This window comes from Pseudomonas sp. Marseille-P9899 (genome assembly GCF_903166565.1).
GTDB classification, from domain to species: Bacteria; Pseudomonadota; Gammaproteobacteria; order Pseudomonadales; family Pseudomonadaceae; genus Aquipseudomonas; species Aquipseudomonas huaxiensis.
Genome location: NZ_CAESCG010000009.1, coordinates 142,348 through 161,644 on the forward strand (window position 1 = coordinate 142,348; position 19,297 = coordinate 161,644).

At 63.1% G+C, this 19,297-nt stretch carries 20 protein-coding genes and 1 tRNA gene; 12 read left to right on the forward strand and 9 right to left on the reverse strand.

The genetic code is table 11. The features are described from left to right. Positions 1-319 precede the first annotated feature (319 nt). Positions 320-1,072 (reverse strand): spermidine synthase, encoded by a 753-nt coding sequence (locus HWV67_RS28640; RefSeq protein ID WP_175653664.1) that lies wholly within the window; start codon positions 1,070-1,072, stop codon positions 320-322. 138 nt (positions 1,073-1,210) lie between these two features. Between HWV67_RS28640 and HWV67_RS28645 the strand changes: the two genes are divergently transcribed. Continuing rightward, complete coding sequence (locus HWV67_RS28645; RefSeq protein WP_095155583.1) at positions 1,211-2,557, forward strand: class II 3-deoxy-7-phosphoheptulonate synthase; 1,347 nt, start codon at positions 1,211-1,213, stop codon at positions 2,555-2,557. Here HWV67_RS28645 and HWV67_RS28650 read toward each other — a convergent pair. Next, positions 2,538-3,779 carry a winged helix-turn-helix domain-containing protein gene (locus HWV67_RS28650; RefSeq protein WP_175653665.1) on the reverse strand — a complete coding sequence of 414 codons (1,242 nt, stop codon included), beginning with the start codon at positions 3,777-3,779 and terminating at the stop codon, positions 2,538-2,540. The two genes, HWV67_RS28645 and HWV67_RS28650, sit on opposite strands and share 20 nt — an antisense overlap. 80 nt (positions 3,780-3,859) lie before the next feature. Beyond that, positions 3,860-4,609 carry a sulfite exporter TauE/SafE family protein gene (locus tag HWV67_RS28655; RefSeq protein ID WP_110969340.1) on the reverse strand — a complete coding sequence of 250 codons (750 nt, stop codon included), beginning with the start codon at positions 4,607-4,609 and terminating at the stop codon, positions 3,860-3,862. A gap of 110 nt (positions 4,610-4,719) precedes the next feature. Here HWV67_RS28655 and HWV67_RS28660 point away from each other — a divergent pair, with 110 nt between their 5' ends. The 3 genes from HWV67_RS28660 (at position 4,720) to HWV67_RS28670 (ending at position 6,780) form a co-directional block, all read left to right on the forward strand. Further along, entirely contained in the window at positions 4,720-5,682 is a 963-nt protein-coding gene (locus tag HWV67_RS28660; protein WP_175653666.1) for a LysR family transcriptional regulator, read from the forward strand. A gap of 47 nt (positions 5,683-5,729) precedes the next feature. Then, positions 5,730-6,191 carry a MarR family winged helix-turn-helix transcriptional regulator gene (locus HWV67_RS28665; RefSeq protein ID WP_095155579.1) on the forward strand — a complete coding sequence of 154 codons (462 nt, stop codon included), beginning with the start codon at positions 5,730-5,732 and terminating at the stop codon, positions 6,189-6,191. Between the two features lie 169 nt (positions 6,192-6,360). Continuing rightward, the gene (locus HWV67_RS28670) at positions 6,361-6,780 is read left to right on the forward strand and encodes an organic hydroperoxide resistance protein (RefSeq protein WP_110969338.1); all 420 of its coding nucleotides are present in this window, start codon (positions 6,361-6,363) and stop codon (positions 6,778-6,780) included. A gap of 60 nt (positions 6,781-6,840) precedes the next feature. Here HWV67_RS28670 and HWV67_RS28675 read toward each other — a convergent pair whose 3' ends face one another. Then, positions 6,841-7,410: an elongation factor P gene (locus HWV67_RS28675; protein WP_095155577.1), complete on the reverse strand. Its 570-nt coding sequence runs from the start codon at positions 7,408-7,410 to the stop codon at positions 6,841-6,843. A gap of 48 nt (positions 7,411-7,458) precedes the next feature. Then, positions 7,459-8,586, reverse strand: coding sequence for an elongation factor P maturation arginine rhamnosyltransferase EarP (earP, locus tag HWV67_RS28680; RefSeq protein ID WP_175653667.1), 1,128 nt, complete (start codon positions 8,584-8,586; stop codon positions 7,459-7,461). A 279-nt stretch (positions 8,587-8,865) separates the two neighbouring features. Between earP and HWV67_RS28685 the strand changes: the two genes are divergently transcribed. Next, the gene (locus tag HWV67_RS28685) at positions 8,866-9,303 is read left to right on the forward strand and encodes a hypothetical protein (protein WP_175653668.1); all 438 of its coding nucleotides are present in this window, start codon (positions 8,866-8,868) and stop codon (positions 9,301-9,303) included. 1 nt (position 9,304) lies between these two features. Further along, a complete protein-coding gene (locus HWV67_RS28690; protein ID WP_175653669.1) occupies positions 9,305-9,787 on the forward strand; it encodes a GreA/GreB family elongation factor in 483 nt (160 codons plus the stop codon). Positions 9,788-9,790: 3 nt separating this feature from the next. On the opposite strand, the gene HWV67_RS28695 is transcribed toward HWV67_RS28690, so the two are convergent. Next, a complete protein-coding gene (locus tag HWV67_RS28695; protein ID WP_175653670.1) occupies positions 9,791-10,717 on the reverse strand; it encodes a LysR family transcriptional regulator in 927 nt (308 codons plus the stop codon). Positions 10,718-10,840: 123 nt separating this feature from the next. Between HWV67_RS28695 and HWV67_RS28700 the strand changes: the two genes are divergently transcribed. After that, positions 10,841-11,590: a 3-oxoacyl-ACP reductase family protein gene (locus HWV67_RS28700; RefSeq protein WP_175653671.1), complete on the forward strand. Its 750-nt coding sequence runs from the start codon at positions 10,841-10,843 to the stop codon at positions 11,588-11,590. A gap of 4 nt (positions 11,591-11,594) precedes the next feature. On the opposite strand, the gene HWV67_RS28705 is transcribed toward HWV67_RS28700, so the two are convergent. Beyond that, positions 11,595-12,482 (reverse strand): LysR family transcriptional regulator, encoded by an 888-nt coding sequence (locus HWV67_RS28705; RefSeq protein WP_175653672.1) that lies wholly within the window; start codon positions 12,480-12,482, stop codon positions 11,595-11,597. A 107-nt stretch (positions 12,483-12,589) separates the two neighbouring features. On the opposite strand from HWV67_RS28705, the gene HWV67_RS28710 reads away from it, so the two are divergent. The 3 genes from HWV67_RS28710 to HWV67_RS28720 all read left to right on the forward strand — a co-directional run bounded on the left by HWV67_RS28710 (position 12,590) and on the right by HWV67_RS28720 (position 16,652). Then, positions 12,590-13,777, forward strand: coding sequence for an MFS transporter (locus tag HWV67_RS28710; RefSeq protein ID WP_175653673.1), 1,188 nt, complete (start codon positions 12,590-12,592; stop codon positions 13,775-13,777). A 96-nt stretch (positions 13,778-13,873) separates the two neighbouring features. After that, positions 13,874-14,257, forward strand: a complete 384-nt coding sequence (locus HWV67_RS28715; RefSeq protein ID WP_110969332.1) for a hypothetical protein — start codon at positions 13,874-13,876, stop codon at positions 14,255-14,257. Positions 14,258-14,498: 241 nt separating this feature from the next. Next, complete coding sequence (locus HWV67_RS28720) at positions 14,499-16,652, forward strand: TonB-dependent siderophore receptor (RefSeq protein WP_175653674.1); 2,154 nt, start codon at positions 14,499-14,501, stop codon at positions 16,650-16,652. Positions 16,653-16,701: 49 nt separating this feature from the next. On the opposite strand, the gene HWV67_RS28725 is transcribed toward HWV67_RS28720, so the two are convergent. Together HWV67_RS28725 and HWV67_RS28730 are read right to left on the reverse strand one after the other, a co-directional pair. Then, complete coding sequence (locus HWV67_RS28725) at positions 16,702-17,055, reverse strand: hypothetical protein (protein WP_175653675.1); 354 nt, start codon at positions 17,053-17,055, stop codon at positions 16,702-16,704. Between the two features lie 265 nt (positions 17,056-17,320). Beyond that, positions 17,321-17,410: transfer RNA gene (locus HWV67_RS28730), tRNA-Ser, on the reverse strand. A 289-nt stretch (positions 17,411-17,699) separates the two neighbouring features. On the opposite strand from HWV67_RS28730, the gene HWV67_RS28735 reads away from it, so the two are divergent. Further along, positions 17,700-18,389, forward strand: a complete 690-nt coding sequence (locus tag HWV67_RS28735; protein ID WP_175653676.1) for a crotonase/enoyl-CoA hydratase family protein — start codon at positions 17,700-17,702, stop codon at positions 18,387-18,389. A gap of 124 nt (positions 18,390-18,513) precedes the next feature. Next, complete coding sequence (locus tag HWV67_RS28740; RefSeq protein WP_095155566.1) at positions 18,514-19,236, forward strand: lysophospholipid acyltransferase family protein; 723 nt, start codon at positions 18,514-18,516, stop codon at positions 19,234-19,236. The last annotated feature ends 61 nt before the right edge of the window (positions 19,237-19,297 follow it).

The following is a 19,297-nucleotide window of genomic DNA, read 5'->3' on the forward strand; positions in this document are numbered from 1 at the left end:
CTCCAAAGCTGCACATGCCTTGTAAGACCCGAAGGTCACCCTGGCAGCTTTGTCGGCGGGGATTTGCGAAAACGATTGAAGATAAAAGAACGTCTAAGAAGAGTCCGCAGTGCGGACGCGCAGCCGAAGCTGGCTTCGGGGAATTGCACGACTTAAACGAGGTCCGTTGAAAGACCGGCGCGCACTATACCCGATTTTGTCGCCTCCGTGAGACCTTTTTTCGGAAAACGACGAGCGCAAGCCTTGGAACGACAAGCCTTGCCGAACTCCAAGGCCCCAGGAGTGCCTGACACTGGGGCTGATAGCTGAAACGTTTTATTCAGGATGCCAGACGAATCACCTCGATCAACGGTTGCAGCGAGTAGCCCAGGCGCGGCGCCAGGGCCTCGGCGCGGGCCCGCAGGCCGGTCTGGTCAAGGGTCTGGTCGAGGTCGGCCGGCACCAGCAGGATCACATTGCCCTCCTTTACCGGCAGCTCCCAGTAATGGCGATGGTAGAGCCCGCGCAGGAGTGCCGCGCCCAGCGGCTTGCCGTCATCGCCGGCCCACTGGTTGATCACCAGCCAGCCGCCCGGATTCAGATGTTTCTGACAGTTCTCCAGGAAGCTCCAGGCCAGATGCGCGACGCCCGGGCCGTGGTCGGTGTAGAGATCAACGAAAATCAGGTCAGCCATTTCCGCAGTTGGCAGCAGTTCCATCGCATCACCGACGCGGATATACAGACGCGGGTCGTCATCCAGACCGAGGTATTCGATGGCGAGGCGCGGCACGTCGGGGCGCAGTTCGATGGCCTCGACGTCCTCCAGCGGCAGGAACTTCAGGCAGGCCTGGGTCAGCGTGCCGGCACCGAGACCGAGGAACAGCGCACTTTCCGGCAGTTCATGGCACAGCGCGCCAATGAACATGGCGCGGGTGTAGTCGTATTCCAGCCAGCTCGGGTCAGCGGTAAAGACGCAGCTCTGCTCGATCGCTTCGCCGAATTCGAGAAAGCGGTAGTCCTCGACCTCGAACACACTGATGGTGCCGAATTGATCGTGGACCTGCGCCAGCAGCCGCTCTTCCCGGTCTGTCATGCTGTCTCCCGGCAACCTGCGTGCCCAAGCAAAAGGCGCCATTGTCCGTCAATGTGCCCAGTGCAACAAGGCGTGTGCCGGGTGATAGCATGGCGGCAGACCTTTCCGCTTCTTTGCGATAACAAGACAGAGCCTGTGATGAGCCAACCCTGGAGTCCCGATAGCTGGCGCGCCTTGCCGATCCAGCAACAACCGACCTACCCCGACGCCGCGCGCCTGCTCAAGGTCGAACAGACCCTGGCCAGCTACCCGCCGCTGGTCTTCGCCGGGGAAGCCCGCGAGCTGCGCCGGCAGTTCGCCGAAGTCACTCAGGGCCGGGCCTTCCTGCTGCAAGGCGGTGACTGCGCGGAGAGTTTTGCCGAGTTTTCGGCGGCGAAAATCCGCGACACCTTCAAGGTGCTGCTACAGATGGCGATCGTCATGACCTTCGCCGCCGGCTGCCCGGTGGTGAAAGTCGGGCGCATGGCCGGACAATTCGCCAAGCCGCGCTCGGCCAATGACGAAACCATCAACGGCATCACCCTGCCCGCCTACCGCGGCGACATCGTCAACGGCATCGCCTTCGACGAGCCGAGCCGGGTGCCCGATCCCGAGCGTCTGCTGCAGGCCTACCACCAGGCCACCGCCACCCTCAACCTGCTGCGCGCCTTTGCCCAGGGCGGTTTCGCCGACCTGCACCAGGTGCACAAGTGGAACCTGGACTTCATCGCCAACTCGGCCTTGGCCGAGAAATACAGCCAACTGGCCGACCGCATCGACGAAACCCTGGCCTTCATGCGCGCCTGCGGCATGGACAGCTCGCCGCAACTGCGCGAAACCAGTTTCTTCACCGCCCACGAAGCGCTGCTGCTGAATTACGAAGAGGCCTTCGTGCGCCAGGACAGCCTCACCGGCGACTGGTTTGACTGCTCGGCGCACATGCTCTGGATCGGCGACCGCACGCGTCAGCTGGACGGTGCCCATGTCGAGTTCCTGCGCGGGGTGAACAACCCGATCGGGGTCAAGGTCGGCCCGAGCATGAACACCGAAGACCTGATCCGCCTGATCGACATTCTCAACCCCAGCAACGACCCGGGCCGACTGAACCTGATCGTACGCATGGGCGCAGAAAAGGTCGGCGATCACCTGCCGGGGCTGATCCGCAGTGTCGAGCGCGAAGGTCGCCAGGTACTGTGGAGCTCGGACCCGATGCACGGCAACACGATCAAGGCCAGCAGCGGCTACAAGACCCGCGACTTCGCGCAGATTCTCAGCGAGGTGAAGCAGTTCTTCCAGGTGCACCAGGCCGAGGGCACCCATGCTGGCGGCATCCACATCGAGATGACCGGGCAAAACGTCACCGAATGCATCGGCGGCGCCCGGCCGATCACCGAAGATGCCCTGTCCGACCGCTACCACACCCATTGCGACCCGCGGATGAACGCCGATCAGTCGCTGGAGCTGGCATTCCTCATCGCCGAAACCCTCAAGCAGGTTCGCCGCTGAGTTCGACCCGGGCCAGCGCTGCGCGCAAACGCGCGGTGCCGGTCCGGGCGCAATTGATCTGCACCCGCTCCAGGCCCAGCCAGCCCGCCAGTCGCCAGAGACTGACGGCCAGGGCCTCTATCCCCTGTTCATCCAGCCCCTGTTGTTCCTCGTGCAACGCGTGCACAGCCAGGCGCTGGTGCGCACGTTCGGCGCGCAAATCGACCCGCGCGGCAATCCGTTCGTGGTGCAGGAACGGCAACACGTAATAGCCGTAAACGCGCTTGTGCGCCGGCGTGTAGATTTCCAGTCGGTAGCGGAAATCGAATAGCCGTTCGGTGCGGTCACGCTCCCACACCAACGAATCGAAAGGCGACAGCAAGGCACTGGTTTCGACCTTGCGCGGTATGCGCGGGCGATCGAGGCAGTAAGCCGGCTGGGACCAGCCCTGAACCTGGCAACGCTGCAAGCGGCCGTCTTCGACCAGTTCGTGCAGACGCTGACGGCTGTCGGCGGGCGAAAGGCGGAAGTAGTCACGCAGGTCTTTCTCGGTCGCCACGCCCAGCGCTTGTGCCGCGTGCAACAGCAAACCGCGCTGGGCCTCGGCTTCATCGGGAACCGGCTGCGCGAGCAACGACGCCGGCAGCACCCGTTCCGGCAGATCGTAAAGCCGCTCGAAGCCGCGACGGCCGGCGACGGTGACCTCGCCAGCGGCGAACAGCCATTCCAGCGCGAGCTTTTCAGCGCTCCAGTCCCACCATGGCCCGGCGCGCTCCTGGCGGGTCGACAGGCTGCCGGCGCCCAGCGCGCCCTGCTCGGTTACCGCGGCGAGCACCCGGGCAATGGTCGCCTGCTGTTCATGACCGAATTCCGCCAGTTGCCGATAGATGCCCTGCCCCTGCCGCGAGCGCTGCATGCGCCAGCGCAGCAGCGGATACAGTTCCAGCGGCAGCAACGACGCTTCATGCCCCCAATACTCGAACAGCTTGCGCTGACGGCCACGGCCCCAGGCCAATTGATCGAAGGTTTCGGAGGAATAATCGCCCAGGCGGGAAAACAGCGGCAGGTAGTGGGAGCGCACCAGCGCGTTGACCGAATCGATCTGCACCACGCTCAAACGCCGCAGCATGCGCGCCAGTTGCGCGGTGCCCGGCGGTTGGCCGAGCGGCGGGCGGGAGAATCCCTGGGCGGTGAGTGCCAGGCGTCGCGCCTGGCTCAGCGAAAAGGACTGTGCGGTGGGCATGCCTGACTCCTTGTGAACAGGCCCACTACAGTAGCCGCGGAACACCGGGGCGGCGACTCATTTTCTTGCAGCAGCAGCGATCAGATCTTGAACGCGAGCATCAGCGCGCAGACCACCAGGAAACCGCAGAACAGCGATCGCAGGACTTTTTCCGGCATGGCGTGAGCCAGCTTCACGCCCCAACTGATGCTGAGCAGGCCGCCTGCCGCCAGCGGAATGCCCATGGCCCAGTCGACATGCTGGTGCACGCCGTAGGTGAACAGGGTCACGGCGGTACTCGGCAGTGCCAGCGCCAGCGACAGGCCTTGAGCGACCACCTGAGTGGTGCCGAAAACGCTGGTCAGCACCGGCGTCGCCACCACTGCGCCACCCACGCCGAACAGGCCGCCCATCACCCCGGAAAAACTGCCGAGCACGCCCAGCCATGGCCACGGATGGCGCAGTTCACTGGACGCCGGCTTGCTGCGCAGGAACATCCGCAGCAGATTCCAGGCTGCCAGCGCGACCAGAAACGCTACGAAACCAATGCGCATCGCCCTGGCGTCCAGCCCCACCGCCCAGATCGACCCGAGCCAGGCGAAGACAAAACCGGCGGCGGCCAGCGGCAACGCGTGGCGCAACTCGATGCGGTTGCGCTGGTGATAGCGCCACAGCGCCAGCATCACATTGGGCACCACCATCACCAACGCCGTGCCTTGGGCGAGTTGCTGATCCAGTCCGAACAACACGCCCAGCGCCGGAATCGCGATCAGACCACCACCAATGCCGAACAACCCTCCCACCGTGCCCAGGGCTGCGCCCAGGACGATATACATCAACCACTCGATCATGCCGGCCTCGATTCAATAACCAATCGCGGCATGCTACCGGGACCGGTCTAGCGGGGAAACGCACAGCAACGCACAATGGCTTTGCCGATTTCGCATAAGCGAGCCCACCGATGAATCCCGATGCTCTGACCGAACAGCTCAATCTGTTCCTCGATGTACTGGAAACCAGCAGTTTTTCCGCCGCCTCCCGCCGCCATCCATTGACGCCGTCGGCAGTAGCGCGACGCATCGACAACCTGGAAAACTCAGTGGGCAGTCGCCTGTTCGTGCGCAGCACTCACGCGGTACGCCCGACCCCGGCCGGTGTCGCCTTCGCCGAGCGGGCCCGGCGCATCGTCGAAGAACTGCGGCTGGCCCGGGCCGAAGCGGTATCGCTCAGCAATGCGCCGGAAGGCCTGATCCGCATGGACGCCCCCGCAGCCTTCGGACGCCGACACCTGGCGCCGGCGATTGCTGATTTCCTGGTCGCCTATCCGGGGCTGGACGTGCAATTGCGCCTGATCGACAGCTTCGTCGATATGCACGGTTCCCACTTGGGCGAGGTGGACCTGGTGTTGCGCGCCGGCCCGCTGGCCGACACCCGGCTGGTGGCCACGCCGCTGGCGTACATGGTGCGCATCGCCTGCGCCAGCCCGGCCTACCTGCGTCAACGCGGCGTGCCGGCCAGCCCGGTCGAACTGGTACAACACGACGGCCTGGACTGGGACGGCCTGGCCCCGCCGTTTGCCTGGCGCTTCGAGGTGGACGGCCAGATGCGGGTGTTCCGCCCCTCGCGCATGCGCATGACCGCCAACAACGCGGAAACCCTGTTGTTCGGCGCCCTCGCCGGCCTCGGCATCGCCCACTTGCCCACCTGGCTGGTCAGCGAGTACCTGCTGCGCGGCGAATTGCTGCCGCTGTTCTGCGAAAACGGCCTGCCGCAGGCCGAAACCAGTGGCATCTACGCACTGCGCCTGGAACATGAAACGAACTCTCGGAGCCGTTTGCTGCTCGAATTCCTCAAGAGCCGCTTCAGCCCGGTTCCGCCCTGGGATCTGGCCCTACAGAGCGAACTGAGCTGGCGATCGCACTAAAATCTTGCGTGCTAACATCCAAGGGTCCACCGAAGAAAAGGATTTGCATGAACGCTGACACCAAAGCCTCCGACAACTGCGACGAGTTGCTGCTCGACAATCAGGTGTGCTTCGCCCTGCACTCCACCTCCTTGTTGATGACCAAGGTCTACAAGCCACTGCTGAACGAGCTGGGACTGACTTATCCACAGTACCTGGCCATGTTGGTGCTGTGGGAACAGGACGCGTTGACCGTCGGCGAAATCAGCCATCGCCTGCTCACCGATCCCGGCTCCCTCACCCCGCTGCTCAAGCGCCTGGAAGCCGAGGGCCTGCTCAAGCGCACCCGCAGCCGCGAAGACGAGCGCGTGGTGATCGTCGAACTCACCGATGCCGGGCGGGCCTTGCAGGAACAGGCCCGCCGCGTGCCGCACTGCATTCTCGGCGCCAGCGGTCAGTCGGTCGAACGCCTAAAGGCCCTGCAGGCGCAATTGCTGGAGCTGCGCGACAATCTGCAAAAAAGTCTCTGACCGCTCTGCGACGGGGTTTCTGGCCTGATGACCAGCCCCGTCGCAAAGACCGTTGGGAAAAATTCGGAAATTTATCTTGCGCACTAAATATTTGTGAACTAACTTTATCTCCGTATCCAGACGGCGCCATGCAGGACGCCACACACGATCAACGTTAGAGGACACCTCCATGAAATCGCTCTACATCGCACACGTAACCTCCACCGGTGGCCGCGACGGCCGTGCCGTTTCCAACGACGGTATCCTCGACGTGAAACTGGCCACGCCCAAGGAACTCGGCGGTGCCGGCGGCGCAGCAACCAACCCCGAGCAACTGTTTGCCGCCGGTTACTCGGCCTGCTTCATCGGCGCACTGAAGTTCGTTGCTGCCCAGGGCAAACGCCAACTGCCAGCAGATGCTGCGATTACTGCAGAAGTAGGCATCGGCCAGATCGAAGGCGGGTTCGGCCTCGACATTGACCTGCGCATCAGCCTGCCCGGCCTGGAACAAGCCGACGCTCAGGCCCTGGTGGACGCCGCGCACAAGGTGTGCCCGTACTCCAACGCCACTCGCGGCAATGTCGATGTGCGCTTGCACGTCAGTGTCTGAAGCGTTTTCCAGGCATAAAAAAACCCGGCCAAGGCCGGGTTTTTTGCGAAGCCGCCAGTCTTACTTGGCGCGGCCCTTGTAGGAACCACCTTCGCGGGTGTCGATCTCGATCAGGTCGCCGATTTCGATGAAATCAGCAACGCTCAATTCGGTACCGTTCTTCAGCTTGGCAGGTTTCATGACCTTGCCGGAGGTGTCGCCACGGGCAGAACCTTCGGTGTAGTCAACCTGACGAACGATGGTGGTCGGCAGTTCAACCGAAACCAGACGGTCTTCGAAGAACACGGCTTCACAGACGTCGGTCATGCCTTCTTCGATGAACGGCAGAACGGCCTCGATGTCTTCGGCGTTCAGCTCGTACATGGTGTAGTCGGTGGTGTCCATGAAGGTGTAGGTGTCACCGCTGATGAACGACAGGGTCGCTTCTTTGCGATCCAGGATCACGTCGTCCAGCTTGTCGTCGGCAGAGTAGACGGTTTCAGTCTTGTAGCCGGTCAGCAGGTTCTTCAGCTTGGTCTTCATGATCGCGCTGTTACGGCCCGATTTGGTGAACTCAGCTTTTTGCACCAGCCACGGGTCGTTGTCGATCCGCAGTACGGTACCGGGTTTCAGCTCTTTACCAGTTTTCATTACGAAGTATCCGAATTTGGATGGATTTATAAAAATCGAGGCCGCGTATCATATCCAATTTCGGTAAAACTGTACCAGCGTCGTGGCAAGGTCCGGTCCAGCGGCCTGTTCCGAGCACCATTTACGGGCATGAGCGGCCAGTTCGTCCCAGTGTTGCAACAGCGCTTTCCACGCCTCGCCCATATCGCGATCCATGTTCCAGGCGCGCCACAACTCGACCAGCGCCACCGCCGCGGGGGCCGACAAACCCGGCGTGTAGAGATCGAGAAATGCTTCGAGCTTCTCCCAATGCGCGTACTCCTCCTGCACATAGATATGCCAGAGCAGCGGCCGCCCCGCCCATTGCGCACGGACGAAGGAGTCCTCGCCCCGCACCGCGTTGAAGTCGCAGCTCCAGAGCAGCCGGTCGTAGTCGTCCTGGCGCACGAACGGCAGGATCTGCACGGTCAGCGCCCCACGGCGATGAACCTCGCCAACCCCCAGTTCGTCCAGCCCCAGCCAGTTGCGCACATCGCCCAGCACCCGCCCTTCCGGCACCAGCACGTGATTGGGCCGGCTGTCTCCGGACAACACCTGCAGCCAACTCGCCAGCCCCGGACTTTCATAAGCGAACAGCGACAACAGACGTGCCCCCGGCTCAGGCGCGATGCCCAACCGCTGCAAGAACGCCTCGCGCTCGTCCTGTTCGAACGCCTCGCGCCGCTCCAGCAAGCCGGCTTCGCGCAGCAGACCACCGGTGCGCGGGGTGAAACCGGGGAAGAAGAACACCTTGCGCAGGCCATTCGGCTGAGGCGACGGCAGACCATGACAGCCTTCGACCCAGTCCTCGGCACTGAGGTAATCGAGGTTCAACCACAATGCAGGCTTGTCCCGCTGGACCATCGCATCGATGTAAGGCTGCGGAATCTGACAGGCAAACGCCCCGATCACCACATCGGCCACCGCCACCGGCTGCCACTCGGCATCCCAGCGACAAACCTCCACGCCCTCCCAAACCTGCCGCTCCGCCTGCGGATCGGCCTCCGGACACAGGCGGGCGAACGCGTTCAGCTCATCGACCCACAGCCGCACCTTCAGCCCATGTTCGGCCACCAGTTGTCGGGCCAGGCGCCAGGTGACGCCGATGTCACCATAGTTGTCGACGACGCAGCAGAAGATATCCCAGCTCGGCTTCATATCAGGCACCTCTTGCACCGCAAACGAATAATCGCCGATTGTCCTGATATTCGAGCGCAGACAAAAGTGTTGCCGGCAACGGAAACCAGCTTCTGCACGAAATGTATTCGAGCGAAGGCCAGGCAAGGCGAAAACAGGCGAGGAAGCGGAGTTGACTGGTTGTCAATGAGCATTCCGAGCCTGTTTTCAACGCAGCATGGCCGAGCTCGGATGCATTTCGTGCAGAACCTACGATGTGTCGTGCGACAATCCCTTCCCTGTCCTGGCCAGGAGGCTGCAATGTCCTACCGAGCACGTCGTCGCGAACTGAAAATTTCCCACAAGATCCTGCCGCTTGCCCTCGGCGTGGCCTTGGGCCTGTGGCTCGGCGTTGTCGCTATCGGCCTTACCCTGTGGGCCGCCTGGCAATTCGTGCCGTCCCTGCACGAGCCGCTGGCCGCAGTGATCAGCCAGCCCGTGGCACCCCCCCCCGCCGCGCCCGCCCGTTTGCCAGCACCAGCCCGCCTGCCGGGCGCGCAGGAACAATCGCCGGAACAGAACCAGATGTTCGACCAGTACCAGCAAGCCCTGCGCACCCAGCAGGTCGATGATGCGCAGAGGCATGCCGAGGAAAACCCGCGCAACCTGTCCAACCCCAGGTGCCAGTTCTGGCTGCAACAGGACCGCACCGCCCCTAACGAGAAAAGCCGGGCCAATGTCCTTGAGTTCTGCCGCTGAAATGAACAAGACCGATTTGCTGAAATCCATCATCGAGCGTCTGGAGATTGACCTGGACATGATCCAGCGCGCCGCCCAGACCGCCTATGAAACGGCCACGGCGGAAGAAAACATTGCCGAAAACAAGTACGACACCCTGAGCCTGGAAGCCTCCTACTTGGCCACCGGCCAGGCCCGACGCATGGAAGAGATTCGTCAGGCGTGCAAGGCGTATCAGCAACTGACGATGCGTGATTACGACCCCGAACGTGGCATCCAGATCAGCAATCTGGTGCAACTGGAAGACGCTCAGGGCAATCAGCAATTGCTGTTTCTCGGGCCGGAAGCGGCCGGATTGCAGATCGGCACGGGGCCATCGAAAGTCACCGTGATCACCCCGCGCTCGCCGCTGGGCCAGCAGTTGCTGGGCAAGTTCGAAGGCGATGAAATCACCCTGGTGCTGGGCAATGGCCGGCAGGTTCAGGAAGTCGTCAGCGCCTGGTAACACTCAGGCCAGCGCGTCGAACCGCCGCGCCAGCCCCTGTTCGACAAACTGTTCCAGGATGAAATCGACAAACGCCCGGGTCTTGCCCGGCAGCAGTTTGTGCTGGGCGTAATACAGCGAAATATTGCCGTCATCCACGTACCAGTCGGGCAACACCCGCAGCAGACTGCCGCGCTGCAGATAGGGCACGGCGAACGGCATGCTCACCAACGCGATACCCAGCCCCTGCTCGGCCGCAGCGCAGGCCGCCTCCGAGTCGGTCATGGTCATGCGCGGGCGTAGCGTCAGCGGCGAGTGATCCTGGCTACGACTGGTCAGCGGCCAGGAGCGCACGCGGCCGGTCTGCGGCGAGCGAATCAGGATGCCATCCGCCTTGTCCAGGTCATCCGGCTCGCGAACGGCCCCGCACTTGTCCAGATAATCAGCAGATGCCACCAGCACCCGGTGCGCGGGTGCCAGCTTGCGGGCCACCACGCCCGGCGGCAGGTCGAAGCCGCCGCCGATGGCCGCATCGAAGCCCTGGGCAATCAGATCGATCTGGCGATTATCAAAGTGCCAATCCGGCGTGATTGCCGGAAATCGCCGAAGGAACTCCCCCAATAGCGGCAAAATGTACAGGCGTCCGAACACCGTGCCCATACTGACCTTCAAGGTGCCCGCCGGCTGCCCCTCGGCGCTGGCCAGGTTGGCCACGGCGTGCTGGATGGTCTGGAAGCTGTCGCGTACCTCGGCAAGAAAACGCTGGCCGGACTCGGTCAGGGTCAGGCTGCGGGTGCTGCGCTGAAACAGACGAACCCCAAGCCGGGCTTCCAGGCCGGCGACGTTCTTGCCCACGGCGGCGGGTGTCAGGCTCAGGCGGCGCGCGGCTTCGGCGAAGCTGCCCACCTCGGCGCTGCGAATGAAGCATTCAATACTGGTGAAGGTTTCCATGGCGCACTCTAAACCCGTGGTTTATTCAGACTATAGCGATTAGTGGATTATCAGAGGGTAATCCAGCGCCGATACTGAGCCCATCAACAAGGCATTCAGCCTTGTCCTTTCGGGAGCATCATCATGTCGAATCAATCCAGCCTCAGCGGCAAAGTAGCACTGGTCCAGGGCGGCTCACGCGGCATCGGCGCAGCCATCGTCAAGCGCCTGGCCGAACAGGGCGCGGCAGTCGCCTTCACCTACGTCAGTTCGCAGGCCGTGGCCGACGACCTGCAACAGCTGATCCGCAACAACGGCGGCCAGGCCCTGGCGCTCAAGGCCGACAGCGCTGACGCGGCGGCAGTGCAACAGGCCGTGGCACTGACCGTCGAGCAGTTCGGGCGCATCGATATCCTGGTCAACAATGCCGGCGTGCTGGCGGTCGGTCCGCTGGACGACTTCAGCCTGGAAGACTTCGACCGCACCCTCGCCGTGAACGTGCGCAGCGTGTTCGTCGCCACCCAGGCCGCGGCCCGGCACATGGGTGAAGGTGGCCGGATCATCAATATCGGCAGCACCAACGCCGAACGCATGCCTTTCGCCGGCGGCGGCCCCTACGCCATGAGCAAGGCAGCGCTGGTCGGCCTGACCCGCGGCCTCGCCCGGGACCTGGGCCCGCGCGGCATCACCATCAACAACGTTCAGCCGGGCCCGGTGGACACCGACATGAACCCCGCCGAAGGCGAGTTTGCCGAGAGCCTGATGGGTCTGATGGCGGTAGGTCGTTATGGCCGGGTGGAGGAAATCGCCAGCTTCGTCGCCTACCTCGCCGGCCCGGAAGCGGCCTACATCACCGGTGCCAGCCTGACCATCGACGGTGGCTTTGCCGCCTGATACCTCAGTCGGCAGCTCGGGCGGCCAGGGTTTGTTCCAGCAACTGGATGAACGCACTGGCGGCCGGGGTCGGCGACTTCGACCAGATGGCATACAGATGACGAATCGGCGCATCGCTGACCGGCAAGGCCACCACGGCCTGAAAGCCGGCAGCGATCCGCGCGGGCACCAGGCCAACGGCCAGCCCGCGCTGGACGAAGCGCTCGATCAGGCTGGTGGTACCCACCTCGAACTGCACCCGATGACGCAAACCGGCAGCGGCAAACGCCTCGTCGGTTTGCCGGCGGGCCCCGGTTCCGGCCTGGAAGTCGGCCAGCGGCTGGTCTTCCAGTTGCGCCAGGCACAACCGTTCGTCAGCCGCCAGCGGATGATCGGGCGGCAGCACCGCCACCAGTTCTTCCTTTGCCAGCAGGCGCCACTCCACCCCTTCCAGCGATTCCCCCGGCCACACCCCGATAAACGCCACATCCAGGCGACGCTCGCGGACATCGGCAATCATCAATTCGCTCTTGCCCATCAGCCAGCGGATATCCACGCGCGGGTACTGATGGTGGAAGCCGGCCAGCAGGTCCACCAGGTCCAGTTCGGTCAGCGAACTGATCTCGCCGATGGACAGGCGCCCGCGCACTTCGCCACAGGCGGCAGCCACCTCGTCGCCAATCCGCCGCGCCGCCTCCAGCGCGGTGCGGGCACTCGGCACGAACGCCTCGCCGGCCGGCGTCAGGCGCACCCAGCGCGAGGTCCGCTCGAACAGTTGCGCACCCAGTTGTTCTTCCAGCCGGGCGATCTGATGGCTCAACGCCGACTGCACCACGTGACAGCGTTCAGCCGCGCGGGTGAAGCTGCCGGTATCAGCCACCGCCAAGGCGTACTCGATCTGTTTAAGGTTCATGCCCATCTATCTGGTTTCAAGATTGATCGAATGAAAACGATACATTGGCGTCATGCTAGCGCATTTTCGATACTGCCCACCTTCACCTACGGATAGCGAGACGGTCCATGACCTCCACAGCCCCACTCAGTCGTGCACTGATTCTGCTGATGGCGACCGCCACCGGCCTGGCGGTCGCCAGCAACTATTACGCGCAGCCGCTGCTGCACAGCATTGCCGAGCACTTCGGTCTGAGCACCGCCAGCGCTGGCGGCATCGTCATTGCCGCGCAACTGAGCTATGGCGCCGGCTTGCTGCTGCTGGCGCCGCTCGGCGACATGTTCGAACAACGGCGGCTGATCGTCAGCATGATCGCCATCAGCACAATCGGCCTGTTGATAAGTGCATTTTCCCCCAGCCTGCCGTGGCTGTTGGTGGGTACCACGCTGACCGGCCTGTTCTCGGTGGTGGCGCAAGTACTGGTGCCCATGGCCGCCGGCCTGAGCGAACCGGGCGAACGCGGCCGGGTGGTGGGTACGTTGATGGGCGGCCTGCTGTTGGGCATTCTGCTGGCGCGTACCGCCGCCGGGTTCATGGCTACCCTCGGTGACTGGCGCAGCATTTACCTGCTCGCCGCCGGCTTGATGGCCGTCAGCGCCATCGCCCTCGCCCGCGCATTACCGCAGCGCCGGCAACATGCCGGGCTCGCCTACCCGGCGCTGATCGGGTCGGTATTCCGCCTGTTCGCCGAGGAGCCGGTGCTGCGTTTGCGCTCGTTGCTGGGGGCCTTTTCCTTCTGCCTGTTCGCCTTGTTCTGGACGCCGCTGGCGTTTCTGCTGAAGGCCGAGCCTTATCAGTATTCCGATGGCGTCATCGGACTTTTCGGCCTGGCCGGTGCTGCCGGCGCGCTTGCCGCCAACCTGGGCGGACGCCTGGCCGACAAGGGCAAGGGCGCGCAAGGCACGACCTTCGGCCTGCTTATCCAGTTGCTGTCATGGGTGCCGCTGGCCTTCGCCCCGACTTCACTGGCGGCGCTGCTGGCCGGTGTCCTGCTGCTGGACCTCGCGGTGCAACTGGTGCACGTCAGCAACCAGAACGCGGTGATCGCCCTGCACCCGGAAGCCCGTAACCGGTTGAACGCCGGCTACATCACCTGCTACTTCATTGGCGGCGCCGTGGGCTCGCTGCTCGGCACCCAGTTGTTCCAGGCCTACGGCTGGAATGGCATCGTCATCGCGGGGTTGGGTATCGGCGCGTTGGCACTGCTGGTATGGGGTGTCGCCGGGCGGCGGGTGATGCACGTCAGTACTGTCTGACAGACGCATTACCCTCCGTCGCCTGACGATTGACTTGGCGGTATCCGGAGCGCTCAGTAGGGATTGGTCAACAGCCCTCTCAACCTGGATACCCCTATGACAAGACTCACGGTTCAGTCCGGCGATTTCTTGCAAGGTGAAGGCGAGTACCGCAATGGATCGCTCACACTCAAGACCGCCACAAGCCCCTCACCGGGTGAAAAAATCGCACTCTCGCGCATCAAGGACATGCAAGTCGCCAATCAGGAGTCCAGCCGCAATATCGGCAGCGCCATCGGCTGGGGTATGGCCGGTGCACTGGTGGCAGGCCCCTTCGGACTGCTCGCCGGGCTCTGGCTTGGCGGCAAGGATGAGGAGGTGACCTTCCTGGCCACCTTCAAGGATGGGCGCAAGCTGTTGGCCGTCACCGACAGCAAGACCTGGTCGAAACTGGACGGGACCTGGCGCCGCCAGCACACGCAACCGCCCGCCCGTCACTGAATAAATCCCGTCTCCATTCGTTTCCCGCAGAAGAAAGACTCACGGCAATTCGGGGCACCGCAACGCGGTCGCCCCTGCTAAGATTGCGCCCGCGCTCCGGCGCCCACTGGCGCAATGCCAGTAGCCTTTCGCACTTGCGCGCCCTTTTGCGCCTTCCTGTCGCCGTACCGGGCTTTCAGTCATCGGTAGTCGCCGAGTCATAACGGCGCGCCCGCTGCCGGCCCTCAAGGAGTTTTGCCGCATGTCCCTGCAACGTCCCCGCCTGCCCCTCAGCCTGCTGAGCCTCAGCCTGGCCCTGAGCACCTCGACTGCCCTCGCCCAAGACAATGTGACCCTCGCCCCGGTGAACATTTCCGACACCCAGAACGATGGTTACCAGCCACGCCAGGCTCAGGTCGCCGGCTTCTCGTCGACGCCGCTGCTGGACACCCCGGCCTCGGTGTCGGTGTTCACCGAGCAACTGTTGAAGGACCGCCAGGTACGCCTGCTCAGCCAGGTGCTGCAAAGCGACGCGTCGGTGGGCGAAAGCTACGCACCGATCGGCTACTACGAGAACTTCACCGTGCGCGGCTTCAGCCTGGACGCGGCCCATAGCTACACGATCAACGGCCAGACCATCACCGGCGAACAGAACGTAGCGCTGGAAAACAAGCAGCAGGTCGAATTGCTCAAGGGGCTGTCAGGCCTGCAAAGCGGCGTGTCCGAGCCCGGCGGCGTGATCAACTATGTGACCAAGCGGCCGGAAGACGTGCGCTCGGTGACGGTGTCGAGCAACGAGCAAGGCGAGCGCTATATCGCCACTGATCTTGGTGGCTGGTTCGGCAGCGAGCGCCAGTTCGGCCTGCGCGCCAACCTCGCCCATGAAGATATCCGCAGCTACGTCGACCATGCCGACGGCAAGCGCGACTTCGCCTCCCTGGCCTTCGACTGGCAGATGAACCCCGATGCGCTGCTGCAACTGGACGTCGAATACCAGATCCGCGAGCAATACTCGGTGCCGGGTTACCAGTTGCTGGGCAACACCAGCCTGCCCCACGGCATCGACCCGAAAGACCGCCTGGCCTGGCAGGACTGGGCCAAGCCGGTGAAGAGCAATTCGCTGAACCTCGGCGGACGCTTTGAATACCGCTTCAACGAAGCCTGGACCGGAGCGCTCAGCGCGTCGCACAGCCGGGTGGTGATCGATGACTACAGTTCGTTTGCCTGGGGTTGCTACGGTTCGGCCAGTTGCGGCGCCGACGCCGTGCCCAACTACTTCAGCCCGGAAGGCGACTACGACATCTATGACTTCCGCAGCCCTGACGACACCCGCCGCACCGATGAAGCGCAGGCAACGTTGACCGGTCGCTTCGCCGCGCTCGGCGTTGACCACGAACTGACCGTCGGCAGCAGCGCGCAACGGCGCACCGTCGATCAGCGTCCGACCTTCAACGAGTGGGTCGGCACCGGCAACATCTATCAGGACACCCCCGCCGTCGATCCAGCGCCAGGCACGCCGGGCCACAGCGAACGCCGGCTCGACAGCCGCCAGTACGGCGTGTTCTTCAGCGACCGGATCACCTTCGACGAACACTGGCAGACCGTACTCGGCTCCCGCGTGGTGCGTCTTGACGAAAAAGCCTTCGGTGAAGATGGCAGCCTGCGCCGGCAGACCCGCCAGTACGAACTGCTGCCCAACGCCGCATTGATCTACAAACCGCGGCCGGATATCTCGCTATTCGCCAGCTACAGCAAAGGCCTGTCGTCTGGCGGCGTGGCGCCGTGGTTCGCGCTCAATAACGAAGACATCCTCGCCCCGACCACCTCGCACCAGATCGAACTCGGCATCAAGCGTGACTGGCAGCGCATGAGCTTCGGCGCCGCGCTGTTCCAACTGCGCCAGGCTTACCAGTACGCAAAACCGGACGGCAGTGATTTCGTCTATGTGCAACAGGGCCAGCAGAAGAACATCGGCCTGGAACTGTCCGCCAGCGGCTGGCTGACCTCCGACCTGCAGATCAACGCCAGCGCCGCGGCGATCCGCGCCCGGGTCAAGGGCAGCGGCACCGAGGCCTACGACGATCACCAGGCGCTCAATGTGCCGCGGCTGCGCGCCTCGCTGCAGGCCGACTACAGCCTGCCGGTTCCTGGCTTGGCCCTGCTCGGCGGCATGCGCTACAGCGCCAGCAAGTACGCCAACTACGCGGGCACGGTGGAAGCCGGGGGTTATACGGTGTTCGATGTGGGAACGCGTTATCGCACGCGAATCGCCGGCTACGACACGACCTTGCGGCTGACTGTGGATAACCTGTTCGACCGCCGCTACTGGCGGGATGTCGGCGAGTACCTGGGGGACAACTACCTGTTCCAGGGCGCGCCGCGGACGGCGCGGGTCTCGGCGTCGGTGAACTTCTGATCGCGCCGATTGCGGGCCGGAGGCGGCCCGCAATCGACTGCCGGGGCAGTTATCGCGAACCCAGGTAGAACAAGCCGCCGATGAAAATAACGAAATACAGCGGCCCACGGAAGGCGACCGGGATTTTCCAGACCCCCAGGCCCCACAACCCCCAACTGCCCACCAGCAGCAGGAGCATCTGGAAGGCCATGAACACCTTGTCCTGGGAGAGCGCCTTGGGAATGGCAACGAATATCCCCATCGAGAGAATCAGCAGCCCGAGGACGATGAAAATGTCGGCGCGGCACAGATTGCCTTCGTTGAGTTTGTCCTCCTCGCGCAAATAGGATGAGTTGGCGTGCTCGGCATCCTGCTCACTGTTGTGCGACTTGCCACGCTGGTCCCGATACTTGTTGTCGAACACGCGAAGTACTCCTGTAGGTTCATGCCGCCGGCTCCATCCGTTTGAATGCAGCGGATTATGGCAATGCGCCATAATTTCAACGAAGGCATACAAAGACCGTGCTTTTTGGAGTGAGTTCAGCGGGTCGAGAAAAATGCGGAGCAAAATGACCAGGACGGCCAGGAGATAAAATCGCGGGCAATAAAAAACGGCGATTTGCAGGGTTGACCTACAAATCGCCGTTCTTTGCGCCCGGCAAGTCAATGACTTGCGAGGCGTTTGAAAGTGGCGGTGAAGAAGGGATTCGAACCCTTGATACAGTTTCCTGTATACACACTTTCCAGGCGTGCTCCTTCAGCCACTCGGACACTTCACCGGATCTCTTCAAGCAGTTCAGCCTGTCGAGGCGCGCTAATGTAGTCGAAAGGTTTATCGATGGCAAAGGTTTTTTTCAGATTTTTCATGCGTTTAAGCCAATCCGCGAAAAATGGCGGGTGGCAATGGCAATTTGGCCAATCTGTGGAGTGCTTTGCCAGTCCGGGCCAGGCGAGCCCCGTCGAGCAAGGACGGCAGGCGATACGGTGACCCACCGGTCAGTCATCGTGCTTTACCTGACTGCGGCGGCTGGGTAACGTCTTTGCCACTTCTTATAAAGGAACACCGCCATGAGTGAGCTGATTACCTACCAACTGGACGACGGTATCGCGACCCTGACCCTGAACAACGGCAAGGTCAACGCCATTTCGCCCGATGTGATCGCCGCCTTCAATCAGGCGCTGGACCGCGCTACCCAGGACCGGGCGGTGGTAATCGTCACCGGCCAGCCGGGCATTCTCTCCGGCGGCTACGACCTCAAGGTAATGACCGCCAGCCCGCAGGCCGCTGTGTCCCTGGTCACCGCCGGCTCGACCCTGGCCCGGCGCATGCTCTCTCACCCGTTCCCGATCATCGTTGCCTGCCCCGGCCATGCCGTGGCCAAGGGCGCGTTCCTGCTGCTGTCGGCCGATTACCGCATCGGCGTCGAAGGCCCGTTCAGCATCGGCCTGAATGAAGTCCAGATCGGCATGACCATGCACCACGCCGGTATCGAGCTGGCCCGCGATCGCCTGCGCCGTGCGGCGTTCCACCGTTCGGTGATCAACGCCGAGATGTTCGATCCGGTCAGCGCCGTGGATGCCGGCTTCCTCGACAAGGTGGTACCTGCCGAGCAACTGACCGAGGCGGCCCTGACCGCAGCGCGACAGTTGAAGAAGATCAATATGAACGCGCACAAGCACACCAAGCTCAAGGTGCGCAAAGCACTGCTGGAACTGCTCGACGACGCGATCATCCGCGACCAGGAACATCTCGGCTGAATCCAGCCACCAGGCCAGACGCAGCCGCGTTTGGCCCTTGTCCATTTGCCCGATGGAACAGGGCGTTTGCCGCCATCAGTGCACAACCGTACACTGAGCCGTGTTTTATCGAGTGAGTCGTACGATGCTCTTCCTTCCTCGCATGCTCCTGCTGGGTGTCCATTTCATCCTGGCGGGCGTGATCGGCGTGATCATTGGTCTGTGCCGCCCCTTCAATCCCGATAACAGCCGGCTATATGCCCGCGTGTATGCCTGGCCTTCGAGCTGGCTGCTGCGGCTGAAGATCGAGGCGGAAGTCGGCCCGCTGTTCGACCAGCCACCCGGTTGCGTGATCATCGCCAACCACCAGTCCAACTTCGACCTGTTCGTGCTCGGCAACGTAGTGCCGCCGCGCACCGTGTGCATCGGCAAGAAGAGCCTGGGCTGGATTCCGCTGTTCGGTCAGTTGTTCTGGCTCGGCGGCAACGTTCTGGTCGACCGTGGCAACGCCTTCCAGGCCCGCCGTGCCATCCAGACCACCACCCGCACCCTGCGGGAAAACCACACCTCGATCTGGGTGTTCCCGGAAGGCACGCGTAACCCGGACGATCAGTTGCGCCCCTTCAAGAAAGGCGCCTTCCACATGGCCATCGACGCCGGCGTGCCCATCGTCCCGGTGTGTGTCAGCCGCTATGCGCGGCGCTTGAGCATCAATGGCTGGCGCCGCCAGCGGGTCATCATCCGCTCGCTGCCGCCGATTGCCACCGCCGGCCTGAGCCAGCAGGACGTCGCGGCCCTGGTGGAGCAATGCCGCACGCAGATGCAAAACTGCATCGATCTGATGGAGCGCGAGGTCGGACGCGGCTGAGCATTTGCCGATTCGCCAGGGTCAGACCAAGCTGTCAGTCACGTTAACGCAGAGAAATGGA

Coding starts and splice junctions, on each gene's coding strand:
- HWV67_RS28640 (WP_175653664.1), bottom strand. CDS start 1,072: ATGACAGACCGGGAAGAGCGGCTGCTGGCGCAGGTCCACGATCAATTC.
- HWV67_RS28645 (WP_095155583.1), top strand. CDS start 1,211: ATGAGCCAACCCTGGAGTCCCGATAGCTGGCGCGCCTTGCCGATCCAG.
- HWV67_RS28650 (WP_175653665.1), bottom strand. CDS start 3,779: ATGCCCACCGCACAGTCCTTTTCGCTGAGCCAGGCGCGACGCCTGGCA.
- HWV67_RS28655 (WP_110969340.1), bottom strand. CDS start 4,609: ATGATCGAGTGGTTGATGTATATCGTCCTGGGCGCAGCCCTGGGCACG.
- HWV67_RS28660 (WP_175653666.1), top strand. CDS start 4,720: ATGAATCCCGATGCTCTGACCGAACAGCTCAATCTGTTCCTCGATGTA.
- HWV67_RS28665 (WP_095155579.1), top strand. CDS start 5,730: ATGAACGCTGACACCAAAGCCTCCGACAACTGCGACGAGTTGCTGCTC.
- HWV67_RS28670 (WP_110969338.1), top strand. CDS start 6,361: ATGAAATCGCTCTACATCGCACACGTAACCTCCACCGGTGGCCGCGAC.
- HWV67_RS28675 (WP_095155577.1), bottom strand. CDS start 7,410: ATGAAAACTGGTAAAGAGCTGAAACCCGGTACCGTACTGCGGATCGAC.
- earP (WP_175653667.1), bottom strand. CDS start 8,586: ATGAAGCCGAGCTGGGATATCTTCTGCTGCGTCGTCGACAACTATGGT.
- HWV67_RS28685 (WP_175653668.1), top strand. CDS start 8,866: ATGTCCTACCGAGCACGTCGTCGCGAACTGAAAATTTCCCACAAGATC.
- HWV67_RS28690 (WP_175653669.1), top strand. CDS start 9,305: ATGAACAAGACCGATTTGCTGAAATCCATCATCGAGCGTCTGGAGATT.
- HWV67_RS28695 (WP_175653670.1), bottom strand. CDS start 10,717: ATGGAAACCTTCACCAGTATTGAATGCTTCATTCGCAGCGCCGAGGTG.
- HWV67_RS28700 (WP_175653671.1), top strand. CDS start 10,841: ATGTCGAATCAATCCAGCCTCAGCGGCAAAGTAGCACTGGTCCAGGGC.
- HWV67_RS28705 (WP_175653672.1), bottom strand. CDS start 12,482: ATGAACCTTAAACAGATCGAGTACGCCTTGGCGGTGGCTGATACCGGC.
- HWV67_RS28710 (WP_175653673.1), top strand. CDS start 12,590: ATGACCTCCACAGCCCCACTCAGTCGTGCACTGATTCTGCTGATGGCG.
- HWV67_RS28715 (WP_110969332.1), top strand. CDS start 13,874: ATGACAAGACTCACGGTTCAGTCCGGCGATTTCTTGCAAGGTGAAGGC.
- HWV67_RS28720 (WP_175653674.1), top strand. CDS start 14,499: ATGTCCCTGCAACGTCCCCGCCTGCCCCTCAGCCTGCTGAGCCTCAGC.
- HWV67_RS28735 (WP_175653676.1), top strand. CDS start 17,700: ATGAGTGAGCTGATTACCTACCAACTGGACGACGGTATCGCGACCCTG.
- HWV67_RS28740 (WP_095155566.1), top strand. CDS start 18,514: ATGCTCTTCCTTCCTCGCATGCTCCTGCTGGGTGTCCATTTCATCCTG.